This is a genomic window from Rhodocytophaga aerolata, from assembly GCF_030503435.1.
Lineage (GTDB): Bacteria > Bacteroidota > Bacteroidia > Cytophagales > 172606-1 > Rhodocytophaga > Rhodocytophaga aerolata.
Map to the genome: position 1 here is coordinate 258,717 of NZ_JAUKPO010000007.1, position 17,915 is coordinate 276,631.

General features: G+C 39.6%; 16 protein-coding genes. 15 read left to right on the top strand and 1 reads right to left on the bottom strand.

The window, feature by feature from the left end; all coding sequences use genetic code 11:
* Positions 1–21 precede the first annotated feature (21 nt).
* The 15 genes from Q0590_RS14850 (at position 22) to Q0590_RS14920 (ending at position 15,885) form a co-directional block, all read left to right on the top strand.
* On the top strand, positions 22–1,320 hold the full coding sequence (locus Q0590_RS14850; protein WP_302038348.1) for a quinol:cytochrome C oxidoreductase: 1,299 nt from the start codon (positions 22–24) through the stop codon (positions 1,318–1,320).
* Between the two features lie 31 nt (positions 1,321–1,351).
* A complete protein-coding gene (locus Q0590_RS14855; RefSeq protein WP_302038349.1) occupies positions 1,352–2,488 on the top strand; it encodes a cytochrome c oxidase subunit II in 1,137 nt (378 codons plus the stop codon).
* Positions 2,489–2,520: 32 nt separating this feature from the next.
* Positions 2,521–4,509: a cytochrome c oxidase subunit I gene (locus tag Q0590_RS14860; RefSeq protein WP_302038350.1), complete on the top strand. Its 1,989-nt coding sequence runs from the start codon at positions 2,521–2,523 to the stop codon at positions 4,507–4,509.
* A 19-nt stretch (positions 4,510–4,528) separates the two neighbouring features.
* Positions 4,529–5,545 (top strand): COX15/CtaA family protein, encoded by a 1,017-nt coding sequence (locus tag Q0590_RS14865; protein ID WP_302038351.1) that lies wholly within the window; start codon positions 4,529–4,531, stop codon positions 5,543–5,545.
* Complete coding sequence (gene cyoE / locus Q0590_RS14870; RefSeq protein ID WP_302038352.1) at positions 5,542–6,441, top strand: heme o synthase; 900 nt, start codon at positions 5,542–5,544, stop codon at positions 6,439–6,441. The genes Q0590_RS14865 and cyoE overlap by 4 nt, the downstream gene beginning before the upstream one ends.
* Positions 6,442–6,445: 4 nt before the next feature.
* On the top strand, positions 6,446–7,039 hold the full coding sequence (locus Q0590_RS14875; RefSeq protein ID WP_302038353.1) for a cytochrome c oxidase subunit 3: 594 nt from the start codon (positions 6,446–6,448) through the stop codon (positions 7,037–7,039).
* Positions 7,040–7,054: 15 nt separating this feature from the next.
* The gene (locus Q0590_RS14880; RefSeq protein ID WP_302038354.1) at positions 7,055–7,831 is read left to right on the top strand and encodes a cytochrome c oxidase subunit 3; all 777 of its coding nucleotides are present in this window, start codon (positions 7,055–7,057) and stop codon (positions 7,829–7,831) included.
* Positions 7,832–7,849: 18 nt separating this feature from the next.
* A complete protein-coding gene (locus Q0590_RS14885; RefSeq protein WP_302038355.1) occupies positions 7,850–8,179 on the top strand; it encodes a cytochrome C oxidase subunit IV family protein in 330 nt (109 codons plus the stop codon).
* Positions 8,180–8,295: 116 nt separating this feature from the next.
* A complete protein-coding gene (locus Q0590_RS14890) occupies positions 8,296–9,015 on the top strand; it encodes an SCO family protein (RefSeq protein WP_302038356.1) in 720 nt (239 codons plus the stop codon).
* A gap of 2 nt (positions 9,016–9,017) precedes the next feature.
* A complete protein-coding gene (locus Q0590_RS14895) occupies positions 9,018–9,572 on the top strand; it encodes a DUF420 domain-containing protein (RefSeq protein ID WP_302038357.1) in 555 nt (184 codons plus the stop codon).
* A gap of 290 nt (positions 9,573–9,862) precedes the next feature.
* Positions 9,863–10,252: a DUF983 domain-containing protein gene (locus Q0590_RS14900; protein ID WP_302038358.1), complete on the top strand. Its 390-nt coding sequence runs from the start codon at positions 9,863–9,865 to the stop codon at positions 10,250–10,252.
* Between the two features lie 81 nt (positions 10,253–10,333).
* Complete coding sequence (locus Q0590_RS14905; protein WP_302038359.1) at positions 10,334–10,912, top strand: non-canonical purine NTP diphosphatase; 579 nt, start codon at positions 10,334–10,336, stop codon at positions 10,910–10,912.
* A 119-nt stretch (positions 10,913–11,031) separates the two neighbouring features.
* On the top strand, positions 11,032–12,369 hold the full coding sequence (locus Q0590_RS14910) for an FAD-dependent oxidoreductase (protein WP_302038360.1): 1,338 nt from the start codon (positions 11,032–11,034) through the stop codon (positions 12,367–12,369).
* 153 nt (positions 12,370–12,522) lie between these two features.
* Positions 12,523–13,563: an SDR family NAD(P)-dependent oxidoreductase gene (locus Q0590_RS14915; protein WP_302038361.1), complete on the top strand. Its 1,041-nt coding sequence runs from the start codon at positions 12,523–12,525 to the stop codon at positions 13,561–13,563.
* 177 nt (positions 13,564–13,740) lie between these two features.
* Positions 13,741–15,885, top strand: coding sequence for a tetratricopeptide repeat-containing sensor histidine kinase (locus tag Q0590_RS14920; RefSeq protein ID WP_302038362.1), 2,145 nt, complete (start codon positions 13,741–13,743; stop codon positions 15,883–15,885).
* A gap of 90 nt (positions 15,886–15,975) precedes the next feature.
* On the opposite strand, the gene dxs is transcribed toward Q0590_RS14920, so the two are convergent.
* A complete protein-coding gene (gene dxs, locus Q0590_RS14925) occupies positions 15,976–17,895 on the bottom strand; it encodes a 1-deoxy-D-xylulose-5-phosphate synthase (RefSeq protein WP_302038363.1) in 1,920 nt (639 codons plus the stop codon).
* Between the last annotated feature and the right edge of the window lie 20 nt (positions 17,896–17,915).

A 17,915-nucleotide genomic window follows, 5' to 3' on the forward strand; every position in this document is an offset into this window, starting at 1 on the left:
TTACGCATAAAACCTTTAAAAATGGCTGACTCAACACATCATGCGCCCATTGTTTTAGATGAACATTATACATTTCCGCCTTTGGTACGCCGGAATTTGTTTATAGCAATAGGTATTGGGCTGTTGTTATTTATTGCAGGAATTCTTTTACTCATATATGCTCCACATGAGGCGGCTCATGGGGCAGAAGAAGGTGCCGCCGCTGGGGGCGAACATCATTTCCGGTGGCAATCTCGTCTCTGGACAAACCTATGGCTGAACAATGTATATTTTACAGGTATTGCTGCTATTGGAATCTTCTTTGTAGCCGTGCAATATGTGGCTTATGCCGGTTGGTCATCGGGTATTAAGAGAATACCTGAAGCCTTTGGGAATTTTTTGCCGATTACAGGCGTGCTGATGATTATCTACTTTTTCTTAGGTGGTCATGATATATTCCACTGGACACATGAATATTTATATGATACAGCCGACCCAAGGTATGATGAAATTATAGCAGGAAAAAAGGGATTTCTGAATACTCCTTTCTACTTGTTCAGAATGGTATTTTACTTTGCCGCATGGTACATTCTATACCGTTTGTTGCGGAAAGAATCGTTGCAGGAAGATCTTACCAAAGATGTAAGACACTATGACAAGAGCATTGTTCTCTCGGCTATATTTATAGTAATTTTTGCAGTAACCTCTTCTACATCAGCCTGGGACTGGGTTTTATCTATCGACACACATTGGTTCAGTACTATGTTTGGCTGGTATGTATTTGCCAGTTGGTTTGTAGCAGGTTTAGCTACCATAACGTTAACTGTGGTTTTTCTGAAGGAAGCAGGCTACTTATCTATTGTAAATCAGAATCATTTACATGACCTGGGTAAATTTATGTTTGCCTTCAGTATTTTCTGGACCTATGTCTGGTTTGCGCAGTTCTTGCTGATTTATTATGCAAACATTCCCGAAGAAACTATCTATTTTATTGAGCGCTTACACGGATACAACGGCACATACAAAGGGTTGTTTTTCATTAACATTTTCATAAACTTTTTGTTTCCTTTCCTAGTTCTAATGACAAGGGATGCAAAGCGTCATATGATTTTCCTCAAAATTGTATCAATTGTTCTGCTTGTAGGCCATTGGCTGGATTTCTACCTGATGATGATGCCAGGTACAGTAGGGGAGAACGCGGGATTTGGACCGCTGGAAATCGGTATAGTTATGATATATGCAAGTGCCTTCATTCTAGTAGTAGCTACTACTTTATCTAAAGCACCACTCATTGCCAAAAATCATCCGATGTTGGAAGAAAGTATACACCACGAAATCTGATAATTATACATATTAATAAAATCTATTGAACATGATGAATATATTATTAGGTATTGGGGCTATTTTGATTGGAGTCATACTTTTTATGATCTTCAGAGTAGGCACCCTAATTTCCGTAGTCAGGGGTTCTCATCATAAACGGGCGGGAACCAGTAACAAGGTAAATGCTGCTTTACTTCTGGTGTTTTTGGTTTTGGGGACAATTGGTGCAGTTTGGAGTTCTTACTCAGCAGCGGATGATTTTCTTCCGGCACCTGTATCTGTACATGGTGAACAAATAGATACATTGTTCTGGGTAACCATGGGTATTTTATGCGCGGTGTTTTTTGCCACCCACGTACTACTCTTTTACTTTCCTTTTAAATATCAGTTTAAAGAAGGCAACAGAGCTGCCTTTTATCCTGACAATAACAAACTGGAAGTAATATGGACTATTGTGCCAGCTATTGTATTAACTCTGTTGGTGTTATCGGGTTGGAAAGTATGGCGGGATATCACAGCTGATGCTCCTCAAGAAGCTGAAGTAATAGAAATAGTAGGGCAGCAATTCAACTGGTGGGTAAGATATCCTGGCAAAGTAGATAAAGAACTGGGAGCTTATAATTTCCGGATGATCGATGCTTCGAATGCAGTAGGCATTGATTTATCGGATGAAAAAAGTTTTGATGATTTTATGGGCCCATCCGGAGAACTCCGGGTACCAGTAGGCAAACCAGTATTGCTAAAAATACGGGCAAGAGATGTGTTGCACAGTGTATATATGCCTCATTTCCGTCTAAAGATGGATGCTGTACCAGGTATGCCAACCCGTTTCTGGTTTACACCCACCAAAACGACTGCTCAAATGCGGCAAGAAACAAACAATCCAGATTTCAATTATGAACTTGCCTGTACAGAGGTATGTGGACGCGGACATTTTAGTATGAGATTAATAGTCGTGGTAGAAGAGCAAGCAGATTATGTAAAATGGTATAACACGCAGAAACCTTGGTTAGCATCTACCAGGGAAGACAACCTGCAAAAAGTACCTGCCAATCTGCGTGAAAAGGCTTTGCAGATAATTGGGGCGGGAGATAATCCTTCAGCCGCTGTAACGCCTGTTCAAGAACCAACAACAGAGGCTCCAGTCAATCCCGCAGTAGTTAAAACTAGTACTTCTGCACAGTAAATATTTGTATTCCATAACTTAACATACTTTATATGTCAGCGGTAGATATTCACTCAACACATGGCGTAGGACATGACGCCCACCTGGATCATGACCATGAGCATGAACACCACGACAATTTTATAACAAAATATATATTTAGTACTGACCATAAAATGATTGCCAAACAATACCTGATCTCAGGTATCTTTTGGGCAATAATAGGTATAGGTCTTTCAAGCATATTTCGTCTGCAATTAGGTTTTCAGGATATAAAATTAACCTGGCTTAAACCTATTCTAGGAGAATGGATTTTAGACTCAGGTAAAATAGATCCAAATTTTTACTTGGCCTTAGTTACCATGCATGGTACTATTATGGTATTCTTCGTGTTGACAGCCGGGTTGAGTGGTACGTTTAGTAACTTCTTAATTCCCTTGCAGATTGGAGCCCGCGATATGGCTTCCGGATTTATGAACATGCTTTCGTATTGGTTTTTCTTCGTGGCCAGTGTAATTATGTTTGTTTCATTATTTCTGGAAACTGGTCCGGCATCGGGTGGTTGGGTTATTTATCCTCCGCTAAGTGCTCTGCCTCAAGCTATGCCAGGGTCAGGAATGGGGATGAACTTATGGTTGATCAGTATGGCTCTGTTTATTGTTTCCCAGTTGCTGGGTGGTATCAATTATATTACTACCGTAATCAACTTGAGAACAAGAGGGATGTCTTTTTCCAGATTACCTCTAACCATATGGGCATTCTTTTTAACAGCAATTATAGGTTTGTTGTCATTCCCTGTGTTAATGTCGGCAGCCCTACTGCTTATATTTGACAGATGGTTTGGTACCAGCTTTTACTTATCTGAAATATACATAGGTGGGGAGGCGTTGCCAAACGTAGGTGGTAGCCCAATATTATTTCAGCACTTATTCTGGTTTTTGGGCCATCCAGAGGTTTATATTGTACTATTACCTGCCCTAGGTATTACTTCAGAAATTATTGCTACAAACGCCAGGAAACCTATATTTGGCTATAGGGCTATGATCGGTTCTATGATGGCCATTACTGTACTGTCATTTGTGGTATGGGCTCACCATATGTTCGTATCAGGTTTAAATCCGTTCCTGGGTTCAATATTCATGTTCCTGACATTGATTATTGCAGTACCATCCGCAGTAAAAGCCTTTAACTATATAACTACTCTTTGGAAAGGAAATATTGTATTTACACCTGCCATGTTGTTTTCCATAGGCTTAGTATCTTTCTTTATTTCCGGAGGGTTAACAGGTATAGCATTAGGAAACTCTGCTATTGACATTCAATTACATGATACATATTTTGTAGTTGCTCACTTCCACTTAGTAATGGGTGCAGCCTCTGCTTTTGGTTTACTGGCTGGTGTATATCACTGGTTTCCAAAGTTCTTCGGTAGAATGTTGGATGAAAAACTAGGCTATATTCACTTCTGGTTTACATTTGTTGGGATCTATCTGGTATTCTTCCCTATGCACTATATTGGTATAGCAGGTTTCCCAAGAAGATATTATTCATTTACCGGATTCCAGGTATTTAATAAATATATGGACCTGAACCATTTTATCAGTGCAGCAGCAATCTTAACTGGTATTGCACAATTTATCTTCTTATTTAACTTCTTCTATAGTATGTTCAAAGGAAGAAGAGCTCCACAGAATCCATGGCGTTCCAATACCCTGGAATGGACAGCGCCTATTCATCCGGGACATGGTAACTGGGTAGGTGAGATACCTTCTGTGTACAGATGGCCCTATGACTATAGTAAGCCAGGTGCATCAGAAGACTTTATTCCGCAAAACGTACCATTATCAGCTACGCCAGAGTCTAACCTGCCACATGAACAAGGCTTAATTGGTGATGAAATTGAAGATATGGAAACTGGTGTAGTGTTTGATAAAAAAGAAGAAATCAATGCACCAACCGTTAAAGACCATAAATTACCGAAGGGCAGTGCAGGTGCGGATCAGAACATCCGAAATATTGGCGGAGACCCTGAGAAATTGTAAGGAAGTACAAACAAAATAAATGTCAGATACTCATAGAAACAGCCACAATGCTTTCCGGAAGATGGGAATTGTCACAATTGTGGCTGTTTATTTACTCATTTTGGTTGGAGGCATCGTACGCAGCACAGGTGCAGGGATGGGATGCCCAGACTGGCCACAATGTTTTGGCTCATGGGTACCACCAACAGATGTAGCACAATTGCCAGCCAATTACCAGGAAATATATAAGGATAGGGGATATGCCGATGTTGAATTTAACGTCTATAAAACCTGGACAGAATATATAAACCGGTTGATAGGCGTACTGATTGGGATATTTATTTTTCTGACACTACTCTTATCTGTTCCATATCTCAAAACTGATAAAACCGTTTTTTTTCTAAGCTTAGTCAGCTTTATTTTAGTAGGTTTTCAGGGATGGCTGGGCTCAGTAGTAGTAGCCACGAACCTGGCTCCATGGATGGTAACTGTCCATATGCTGGTAGCAATTGTACTAGTCTTTCTGCTCATATATACAGTTGCTAGATCATTCACGGGCAAAATCACTTTAGCTACTATTGAAGGGAAATCACGTATCAACAAAATACTGTACTTTTTGCTAGCAAGCTCTGTTTTACAAATAGTATTAGGTACGCAGGTAAGAGAAGCAATAGATGAAATAGCCGCAAGTTTAAGTGGCAATGGCAGAGACACTTGGATAGAGCAATTAGGTTTAGGATTTTATATTCATCGGTCGCTATCAAGTTTAATTCTTGCTGCTCACCTATACTTGTTATATCTGCTAAAAAGGAATACGATAAAAAATCCGGTCATAACCAAATATACTGTAGCTCTGGTGAGTATAGTGCTTTTAGAGATACTTGCAGGAATGGGAATGGCTTATTTAGGAATTCCAGCTTTTTTACAGCCGATACATTTGTTACTAGCTGTAGCTGCCATTGGAATTCAGTTTGTATTATTGTTGTTCATAAACTATGATGTTGTTTTTGTAAAATCAGCTGCAAAAACTTTCAACCAAGCATATTCTTACAAATGATTATTACTAGGCCACACCAAGCAGCAGAAGTAAATCAAATCTTAACAAAAGCCAGGGCTTATTTTGACCTGCTAAAATTCAGACTTTCAATTACTGTAGTATTCTCAGGTGCTATCGGATATTTATTAGCAGCCAAACAACCTATTGATTGGGTGCATATGCTGATTTTCTGTATAGGTGGATTTCTGGTTACAGGCGCCTCAAATATTATTAATCAAATCATTGAAATAGATCTGGATAAACTAATGCGGCGTACAGAAAACCGGCCTTTACCTTCTGGCAGACTGTCTGTTGTAGAAGCGGCTGTGTTTGCAAGCATTATAGGCTTTGCCGGATTGTTTTTGTTGTTTACTTTCATAAATCTGTTAGCCGCTTTATTTACTTTGCTTTCGCTTGTTTTGTATGCATTTGTGTATACACCTTTGAAGAGGGTAGGGCCTATAGCCGTATTTGTAGGTGCGTTTCCGGGCGCATTGCCTCCACTAATTGGATGGGTAGCAGCCACAAATATGTTAGAAGTAGGAGCATTTACTTTATTTGCTATACAGTTTGTATGGCAATTCCCTCACTTCTGGGCTATAGCATGGGTGGCAGATGAAGACTACAAAAGAGCAGGGTTTAAGCTATTGCCTAATAATGGAGGTAAAGATTTGCAAACAGCTTTTCAGATCATGATCTACACACTATTCTTGTTGCCTCTTAGTGTGCTGCCTGCCAAATTCGGTATCACCGGATTGAATGCAGCCTTAATTGCTGTGGTGTGTGGATCGTTGTTTTTAATACAAACCTTTTATTTAATGAAAGAATGCTCCCGGAAAGCAGCCTTACAAATGATGTTTGGTTCATTTCTCTACCTACCACTGGTACAGATTGCGTTTTTATGGGATAAAGTTTAAAATTATGGATAGAAATATAAATTTATTGCAGGAGGAGCCACAGCAAACACTAGCAATGCATCCTAAAAAGTTTGCATTATGGTTGTTTATTGTGAGTATTGTGATGATTTTTGCAGCCATGAGCAGTGCCTATATGGTTAGGCAGGCAGAAGGCAACTGGTTGGATTTTGAGATGCCAACGATATTCTGGGTTAACTCAGGTATATTGCTAGCGAGCAGCGTAACAATGCAATGGGCGTATATGGCTGCTAAAAGGGATAACCTGGCTATGCTAAAAGTGGCTATGATTATAACTACTTTCCTAGGGCTTGGATTTTTAGTAGGTCAATGGTATTCATGGGTGGCATTGGTAGATATGAAGGTATTTTTTGCAGGTACAGCTTCTAATCCGTCTGGCTCGTTCTTATATGTGATTACAGGTTTACATGCATTTCACTTAGTTACAGGGATTGTATATTTGGTGATTATCCTAGGTGCCTCGTTTCAATATAAGATTCATTCAAAAAATTTAGTCAGAATGGAAATGTGTGCAACCTACTGGCATTTTTTAGATATACTTTGGATATATTTGTTCGCATTTTTATTACTCAACCATTAAAAATAGATTTAACTCATGTCTACTACAACTACAGTAATTGATAAAAGAAGAAAGGGGAGTATATGGGATGGGGGAAATGAACCGCTTAAAGCCAGCTATGGTAAGCTGATGATGTGGTTCTTCCTGTTGTCAGATGCTTTTACTTTTTCCGCTTTATTAGTTACGTATGGAATGATCCGGTTTAGCCATCAGGCATATGACCCTGAAATCCACGGAACTTTTAAATTTTCCCAAGACTATTGGCCAATACCAGAAAAAGTTTTTGAAGCAGTACCATTTTTGCATGGATATGAGCTTCCGCTGGTTTTCGTAGGTATCATGACTTTTATTCTAATTATGAGCAGTGTTACCATGGTATTGGCTGTAGAAGCAGGACACAGGAATGATAGAAACGATGTCGAAAAATGGATGTTGTGGACCATCATTGGTGGTTTTGCTTTTTTGGGCAGCCAGGCTTGGGAATGGACACACTTTATTGTAGGTACCGAAGAAGGCTCAGTTGCGCGGTTTATGGAAAACGGAAAATGGGTAGAAAAAACAATATTCGGTGCAAACTTAGTAGTGAATCAATATGGTCCTCCTGCATTTGCAGATTTATTCTTTTTCATCACAGGATTTCATGGGACACACGTATTTAGTGGAGTGTTGTTAAATATATTAATATTCTATAATACGGCGACAGGTGTATATGAACGGAGAGGCCACTATGAAATGGTTGAAAAAGTGGGTTTATACTGGCACTTTGTAGATTTAGTCTGGGTATTTGTATTTACGTTTTTCTATTTAATTTAATAAAAAAGTATATAAAAGATGGCTGGACATTCTCATTCTCAACATCCTGCATCTACTGGAGGTGCAGCAAAACCAAATACAAAATTAATCTGGCGTACATTCTGGATATTATTTTTCATCACCGCTCTTGAATTCCTAATTGCTTTTACCATGCCCTCAGGCTGGTTACGGGTTTCTATCTTCGTTATTATGACGTTGGTAAAAGCTTTTTATATAGTAGGAGAATTCATGCACTTGAAAGGCGAAGTAAAAACCCTGATATGGTCAATCGTTCTTCCTTTGGTGTTTGTAATTTGGTTAATTATCGCTCTCTTACTGGAAGGAGATTCTATCTTACAGGTAAGATAGAAAATGTGACAGGTTAGAAATTTGAAATCGATTTTACGTGTTATTAAAATCAAAAGCATACGAAGTAATATTGCTTTTTTCAATTTTCACTGTTTCAACTTTTCAAATTAAGGTATATGAATACATACATAAAAGCCGGGTTGCTAGTGGTTGTGCTGGTAATTCCGGCTTTAGCTTTTTTATTTCTTAAAAATTTTGGCGAAAACCATTATAGTTTGCCTAGGTATATTCCCAGAATAGATTCTACCACAGGCAATATAATGATGGAGACAAAAGTAGTAGATGGCCAGGAGGTAACTGATACGGCTTTTCATACCATACCCGACTTCAAATTAACTGACCAGTATAACAATCAGGTTACATCAGCAGTTACTAAAGATAAAATCCATGTGGCAGATTTCTTTTTTGCACGTTGCCTGGGTATATGCCCTAAAATGACATCACAATTACAACGGGTACAGGAAGCTTTTCTGAATAATCCTGATGTACTTATTATGTCGTATACAGTAGATCCTGAAAATGATACAGTAGAGGCCTTGCAAAGTTATGCGGAGCAACACGGGGCGGTAAAAGACAAATGGTATCTGATGACAGGCGAAAAAAAGGACATATATAAACTTGCCAAACAAGGCTACTACGTAACGGCTAAAGAAGACAATGTGCAAAGCTCAAATTTGGAGGAAAAATTTGTGCACACCGACAAATTTGTGCTTGTAGATAAGCAAGGACATATACGTGGATTTTATAACGGCACTGATCCCAAAGAAGTAGATAAACTGATTCTGGAGATTAAGGTGCTGCTAGATGAATATAAGAACCAACAAGATCAGAGTTAACTATGAACCATCCGGTAGATCTGTCAGAAAAGACAAATAACCTATACCTGATTGTAATCAGTGTATTATCTGTAGCCATTCCAGTAGTAGTATCTTTACTTATATTTATACCACAAACCGGTAAATTAGGCGATTTGGACGTGTCCTTCTTGCCACATTTGAATGGCGTGCTCAATTCAGCAACTTCAATTGCACTAATAGCAGGTTTTGTATTTATAAAGCAGGGGAATAGGCGCTATCATACCGCGGCTATGATTACAGCTTTTGCCCTATCTGCATTATTTCTGGTTTCGTATGTTGTTTATCACTTTCAGGCGCCACCTACAAAATTTGGTGGCGAAGGAGTGGTTCGGGGGATTTACTTCTTCATCTTGATTACCCACATTATATTAGCTGCTATAGTAGTTCCGTTAGTATTGCTAAGCATCTATTTTGCAGCATCAAAACAATTTACAAAGCACAGGAAAATCGTAAAATGGACTTTCCCTATCTGGCTGTATGTATCGGTTACAGGGGTGGTTGTTTATTTGATGATAAGTCCGTATTATGCAACCTGATTGAACCCACTATATACACTTTTTGTTTTTTGAGGTAAGAGATAGTACTATGAATCGTCAATTAAGAAAAATACTAGTTATAATAAGTATTATAACCTGTTTTGTTATACTCTCACAAGATACATTCGCTCAATGCGCCATGTGCCGTGCAACCGTTGAAAATAACGTAAGCAGCGGTGAAAGTTCGATTGGTGCTGGGTTGAATAAAGGAATATTATTTCTGCTGGCTACCCCTTATACTATATTTTGCGTAATAGCATATTTATGGTATAGAAACAGCAGAAAGGAATATGAAAAACGTCTCAAAATTGCAGGCTATATTAGGAGCAAAATGTCCCCGATGTAGACAAGGAAATATTTTTGAATATAGTAACTGGAATTTAACCAGATTTACTGCTACGCACGAATATTGTCCGGTTTGCAAACTTAGATATGAGATAGAACCAGGGTTTTTTATTGGAGCTATGTATATAAGCTATGCCATGTCAGTAGCATTGGCATTTGCCTCTGGGGTAGCCGTATATGTGTTAGGAGATGACCCTGATTTGTGGGTGTATTTAGTAATTGTTACTGGCTTAGTAGTAGTCTGCTTACCTTTAATGTTTAGGTACTCCCGGGTGTTGTTTTTGTATATGTTTTCGGGCATTAAATATGATGAGCACGCCGCCCAGCAAACTTAACTAAAGAATAAGCAAACCTTATATTATCTTTCCCTGAAGGAAAGATTTTTTAATTTAAAACAATTCTTGACTATCAATTGCATGAAACTGTGTTTTGCTACCAATAACCTTCATAAGATAGAAGAAGTAAGTGAGATGCTGGGAAATACATTTGAACTACTCAGTTTAAAAGATATTGGATGTGAGGTGGATTTGCCGGAGAATCAAGATACCCTGGAAGGAAATTCTTTGGAAAAAGCACAATATGTTTGGCAGCATTACAACATCAATTGTTTTGCGGATGATACCGGTCTAGAGGTAGAAGCACTACAAGGAGAGCCAGGCGTGTATTCGGCTAGATATGCAGGTCCACAACGTAATAGCGAAGATAATATCAATTTATTATTGCAAAAGCTTCAGGAAGTGCCCAATAGAAAAGCCAGGTTTCGTACGTCTATTACCTTAATCCTTAATAATCAGGTTCATCAGTTTGAAGGTATTGTGCAAGGTAGAATAACAGAGAGACGTCAAGGCGGAAGAGGTTTTGGCTATGACCCAGTGTTCATGCCTGAAGGATTTAACAAAACTTTTGCAGAAATGAGTATTACTGAAAAAAATAAGATAGATCATCGGGGAAAAGCTATACAAGCCATGGTAGCCTTTCTGCAAAATGTATCCTAGTGCCAAAGGATGTTTATAGCAGCCCTGTTTTCTGCATAAAATCTATATTTCAAATCCCTGTAATACTACTTATTTTAGAGGCGTTCATACCCATAACATAAACCAATAAATACAGATCAGTGAAGAACATTACAGTATTAGGTGCCGGATTAGTAGGATCGTTACTTGCAGTAATGTTGGGTAGGCGGGGACATACCGTACAACTGATAGAAAAAAGGCCAGATTTGAGAAAAGTAAAGTGGGAAGACGGGCGTACCATTAACCTGGCGCTTAGTGAGCGTGGCTGGCGGGCGCTGGAAAGAGTAGGTTTGGTAGAAGAGGTAAAGCAACTGGCTATTCCTATGTATGGGCGCATGATGCACAATGAAAAAGGTGACTTAACCTTTCAGCCTTATGGCAAGGAAGGGCAATCTATTTACTCGGTATCCAGGAGCCAGCTGAATGAAAAGCTGATGAATCTGGCAGAAGAGGAAGGAAAGGTACAGCTGTTTTTTGAGCAGAAATGTACCCAGGTAGACTTGGAAAAGCCTGCTGTTCATTTGACACATGTCGTTAGTGGTGAAGAGAGTATACTACAGCCAGATATTCTTATAGGTGCCGATGGTGCTTTTTCAGCTGTACGGAGTGCTATGCAACGGACAAACCTTTTCAATTATCAGCAATATTTTATAGAGCACGGATACAAAGAGCTTACCATTCCCCCCAAAAGAGATGGAAGCTGGGCTATCGATAAACATGCCTTGCATATATGGCCTAGAGGTAATTTTATGCTGATTGCTTTGCCTAACCCAGATGGAAGTTTCACCTGTACCTTGTTTTTTCCTTTCAAAGGAGAGGTGTCCTTTGATAAAATACGTACGCAGGCAGATGTTATTCACTATTTTGAAACGTATTTTCCAGATATACTTCCACTTATGCCCAATGTAGCAGAAGAATACCTGCAAAATCCAACCTCGTCTCTGGTTACTATCCGTTGTTACCCGTGGACCTATAAAAATAAAGCAGCCATTATCGGAGATGCTGCTCATGCCATTGTGCCTTTTTATGGGCAAGGTATGAATGCGGGGTTTGAAGACTGTATCATACTAGACCAGTTAATGGAAAAATACTCCCAGAATTGGGAGCAGATATTTGAAGAATATCAAGGGCAGCGGGTAGATAATGCAGAAGCTATAGCTGACCTGGCTTTACAAAATTTTGTGGAAATGCGTGACTATGTAGCTGATCCAAAGTTTCTGCTGCGCAAAAAAATAGAAGCACACATTCACCAGCTCTACCCAGACTTGTGGACACCCTTGTATACCATGATTGCTTTTAGTCATATACCCTATGCAGAAGCTTTGCGCTTAGGCAAAAAACAAGATGCTATTATGCAGCAAATTATGGCGACACCCTCCATAGAAGAAAAATGGCCTCAGCTAGATTATAAAACTATTCTGCAGGAGCATCAGCAATAGTATATATGTAGAAAGTACAGTTTCCGTAAAGAATATACCCTGCTAAAACCCTCTCTTGCATAAACCATCTCAGCCACAAATCGTACACTGCCTGTAAACCCTTGTACTTATATCAAAGTATAGGTCTTTCTTCTCGTCTAATTAATCACCACTATGAACAGTCAGAATAACAACAATGGATTGCTATGGGCAGCAGCGGGTTTTACTGCTTTTTTAGCCGCACGGGCATTGTATAGAAATATCAATAAATATAGTTTCAGTGATAAAACCGTACTCATTACCGGAGCCTCCCGTGGGTTAGGATTGGTATTGGCCAGGCAGTTAGCAGCAGAAGGAGCCAAGCTTGCCATCTGTGCCAGAGATGTAGATGAATTAGAAACAGCCCGCCGCGAATTTGCCGGTATGGGTGCAGAGGTAATGACTATCACCTGTGATGTCACAGACCGCAACCAAGTACATGAGATGATCAGCAGCATCCGGGAAAGATTTGGAGGCATAGATGTACTTATAAACAACGCAGGCGTCATTCAGGTAGGCCCCATGGAATCTATGACCTTGCATGAGTATGAGGAGACGATGAAAACTCACTTCTGGGCACCCTTATATACAATGCTTGCCGTAATTCCCCATATGAAAGAACAAGGTGCCGGGCGTATTATTAATATATCGTCAGTAGGAGGTAAAATTAGTCTGCCTCATTTGGTTCCTTATAGTGCTAGCAAATTTGCCCTGGTAGGTTTATCCGAAGGCATGCATGCAGAGTTAAAGAAAGATGGAATTGTAGTAACCACTGTATGTCCCGGCCTTACACGCACTGGTAGTCCAAGAAATGTAATCGTAAAAGGGCAACATGAAAAAGAGTATGCCTGGTTTAAAACAGCCGATTCTCTCCCATTTATGACCATGGATGCCGAACAAACCGCCTATAAAATACTTGAAGCCAGCCGTCAAGGTGATGCAGAGCTGGTAACTACCCTGTCAGGAAAGTTTATTACAGCATTCCATGGCTTTTTTCCAGGAGCCACCTCCGAACTCTTGGGTATCGTTAACAAAATATTACCTGCTGCAGGAGGCATTGGTAGTACCGAGCGGAAAAAAGGCTATGAAAGTGAATCAGGCAAATCAGAAACAATTGCTACAGTACTTACTGACAAAGCAGCCCAGAAAAATAACGAAATGGGTGCCTCAAAATAATCTCACTTGCTGCCAAAGTATTTTATAAAAGCAATGGCTAAGCATGCCTCTATCAGAAGAAAAGCCAATAAAGAAGTATAGTAATTTTAGTAGATTTGTTTAAAATACAGGAAACAGTCTTCGTTCGATGCTGCTTTTTGTACTTGCAAATCTACATCTTCTGAACTATCTTCTCTTATGAAATGGGGCTGTCTGTTTTTCTTCTGGATAAGCATGGCTATAGGTTTACCTGGCCTTGCTCAAACAGATATTACTACCCTGGAAAACCGATTAAAAACTGCCTCTCAGGAAGAAAAAGTTATTCTACTAAATCAGCTTGCAAGCAGTTATTTAAAAGATAGCCCTGACAAAGCAATTGATTATAGTACTCAAACACTAATTATAACCCGTCAGTTATTAGATGATGGAGTGAAAATATCTCATCATCGGCTTTCATTGGAAAATGAGCCCAAAGAACCTATTCACCTAGAACGCGAAGAAGCCAAAGCCTATAACACTATGGGCAGAGCTTATTATGCCAAGGGACAATATCCCAAATCCATCAAACAATTTAAAAGCAGCCTGGAAATAAGTGAACGTATAAACTACGAAGAAGGAAAAAAAGAAGCGCTGGAAAACCTGGTAATACTCGATGAAACTCTAAAAGCTGAAAGAACAGATGGAAAAATAAAATGGGACCGTGCACTCCGCAACAAAGTAGAGTCGCTACGCTTGGGGAATAAGCTGGGAGAAGCCACTCAACAACTGAGCCTTGCAACGCTGGAAAAAATTGCTGCCATTCATGAAAAAAAACTGAATTATCAATCAGCCATAGATTTTCATCTGAAAACGATCCCCCTTTATGAGGCTACATATAAAAAAGAGAAGGTAGCCACTAAACTTAATCATATAGCCGATTTATATAAAGAAACGGGTAACTATAAAGATGCCCTAAAGTATTATGATCTGGCTATGCAGGCAAAAGAGGCGATAGGCGACACACTAGGTGTTACCCACTCTCTGGACAGCGTAAAAGCGATCTACCAAGATCTGGAAGCTTTTAACAAAACATTGCGTAAACCTGTGATCATTTCCAGGGAGAGTACCACAGATAAAGCAGTAGAGGCTGGTAAGCCGAATGCCGTAAAAGAAAATACGTACAAAGAATTGTCGGAGAATTTTGCTGAGAGAGGCGACTATAAAAAATCTCTGGAATACTTTAAACTATATGTAGAAGCAAAAGATAAATTAACAGCAGAAGAAAAAAACAGACAATTTGAGCAGTTACAAGCCGAATACCTTCTTACCAATAAATCGCGGGAAATAGAGTTGTTGCAGAAACAAAAACAGATTCAACAATTAGATTTGAATAAGAAAGAACTTGAGTTAACCCGGCAACGCGTTTTTAAAAATTCACTTATGGCTGGGTTAGTATTTATTCTGGCGCTGGCTTTTATGTTTTATCTACAGTTCCGCATTAAAAGAAAAGCACATACCCAACTCCAAGCTGCTTACACAGAGCTAAAAACTACCCATAAACAGCTTCAGTCCGCACAGATGCAGCTGGTGCAAGCTGAAAAAATGGCCTCATTAGGCCATCTTACTGCTGGAATAGCTCATGAAATTAATAATCCTATCAACTTTGTTTCAGCGAATATTGAACCGTTGAAAAACGATGTTTCGGACGTATTGGAGGTTTTGCACAAGTATGAAGAAGTTGTAGAAAGTAAGGGTCTGGCAACTCACTTTAGCACGGTTGATAAACTTAAACACGACCTGGAGCTGGATTATATCCGCAGCGAAATACATGCCTTACTTAGAGGGATAGAAGAAGGAGCTATACGTACGAAAGAGATTGTAAAAGGTTTGCGGGTGTTCTCGCGTCTGGACGAAAACGATAGTAAGCATTTTGATATACACGAAGGATTAAATTCTACGCTTACTCTCCTCAAAAGTAAATTAGGCGACCATATTACCGTGCTAAAGAACTATGGCCATTTGCCCTATATTGAAGGCTATCCCGGGAAAATGAATCAGGTATTTATGAACGTACTTACTAATGCCGTGCAAGCCATGCCGGAAGGTGGAGAAATTCATATTACGACCTCTATGCAAGACGATTTCGTTAGAATTAGCATCCGCGATACTGGTATAGGGATGACACCGGAGGTAAAGAACCACATATTCGAACCTTTTTTTACCACGAAAGATGTAGGCGAAGGCACCGGATTAGGCCTGGCTATCAGTTTTGGTGTAATAGAGCAGCATAAAGGAAAAATTGTAGTAGAAAGTGAACCAGGCAAGGGAACAGAATTTATTATTCTCATCCCAGTAAAACAATAAAAGGATCTATTTGATAACTTTAGACATAGGCAGATAACAAAAAAACCTGCAGATTTTATCTACAGGCTTTATAATTTATCAATTCTAAATTTATATTTTAATGCCTAAATCTACCAAATGCAGGGCTGTACGGACAATGCCTTCCGGATCAAACCCACATTCCCTGTGTAATTCTAATTGCTCTCCATGCTCTACTATAGTATCTGGGATACCTAACCGCTTTACTTGGGCTTGATATCCATGGTCTACCATAAATTCTACAATGGCACTTCCAAAGCCTCCCATTAAGCAACCATCTTCCACCGTAATAACTTTGGTAAAGTTAGAAAAAATTTCGTGAAGCATCTCTTCATCCAGTGGCTTTACAAAACGCATATCGTAATGGGCGGCATCTATACCTTCTTCCTGTAGCGCCTGGCAGGCCTTTGTGGCGTAGTTGCCAATATGTCCAATAGTAAGTATAGCTAGATCTTTTCCTTGTTTTACCAGACGTCCTTTACCTATTTCAATTTTTTCGAAAGGCGTGCGCCAGTTAGGCATTACGCCTTCTCCTCTGGGATACCGGATAGAAAAAGCTCCTTTTGTGTCTTCTAATTGAGCTGTATACATTAAATTGCGCAATTCCTGTTCATTCATAGGAGCAGATACAATCAAGTTAGGAATACAACGCATATAAGCAATGTCATAGGCTCCATGGTGTGTAGGCCCATCGGCTCCGGCAAATCCTGCTCTGTCCAGACAGAAAATTACTTTCAATTCCTGAATGCATACATCATGAATAACCTGATCATATGCCCGCTGCATAAAGGTAGAATAAATATTGCAGAAAGGCACCAATCCTTGTGTAGCAAGGCCGGCTGAGAAGGTAACTGCATGTTGTTCAGCTATGCCTACATCAAAGGCACGGTCAGGCATTTGCTGCATCATCAAATTAAGGGAACAACCAGATGGCATAGCCGGCGTAATCCCCATAATCTTACTGTTTTCTTTCGCTAGTTCTATAATCGTATGGCCAAATACATCTTGGTACTTAGGGGGCTGAGGTACCTCATACACCTTTTTGCGGATTTCTCCGGTTACTTTATCAAATAAGCCGGGAGCATGCCATTTGGTTTGATCTTTCTCTGCTAATGCATATCCCTTCCCTTTCGTGGTGATACAGTGCAGTATTTTTGGTCCTGGAATATCTTTTAAATCATTTAAAACACTTACTAGATGGTTGATATCATGTCCGTCAATCGGTCCGAAATAACGCAGCTTAAGCGATTCAAATAAATTGCTTTGTTTCAGAACCGAAGCTTTAATGCCACTTTCAATTTTCGATACTATTTCCTGTGCATTGGGCCCAAACTTACTAATCTTACCCAAAATATTCCATACTTCGTCTTTTAAGCGGTTATAGGTATGCGAAGTAGTAATATCTGTTAAATAATCTTTTAATGCCCCTACATTGGGATCTATAGACATGCAGTTATCATTGAGGATGATGAGCAGATTTGAGTTAGAAACTCCTGCATGGTTCATTGCTTCAAATGCCATACCGCCGGTCAACGCCCCATCGCCAATAATAGCAATATGTTGTTGTGTTTCATCTTTCTTATATCTGGAAGCAATTGCCATACCCAAGGCTGCCGATATAGAAGTAGAGGAGTGGCCTACGCCAAACGTATCATAAGGGCTCTCTTTGCGTTTAGGAAAACCGGAAAGGCCTTTATACAATCGGTTTGTATGAAATTTTTTTCTGCGCCCGGTTAATATTTTATGTCCATATGCCTGGTGGCCTACATCCCATACCAACTGATCTTTAGGTGTATTAAATACATAATGCAGCGCAACGGTTAGTTCAATCACACCTAAACTTGCCCCAAAATGCCCACCATACATAGATACATTATCAATAATGAACTGCCGTAATTCCGTACATACCTGGTAGAGTTGGGAAGGGTCCAGTTTCCGCAGATCGTCTGGGTTTTCAATTTGAGCTAATAAAGGGCCGGGTTTTATGAGCATGTGCTTTTCATCAGATGGAT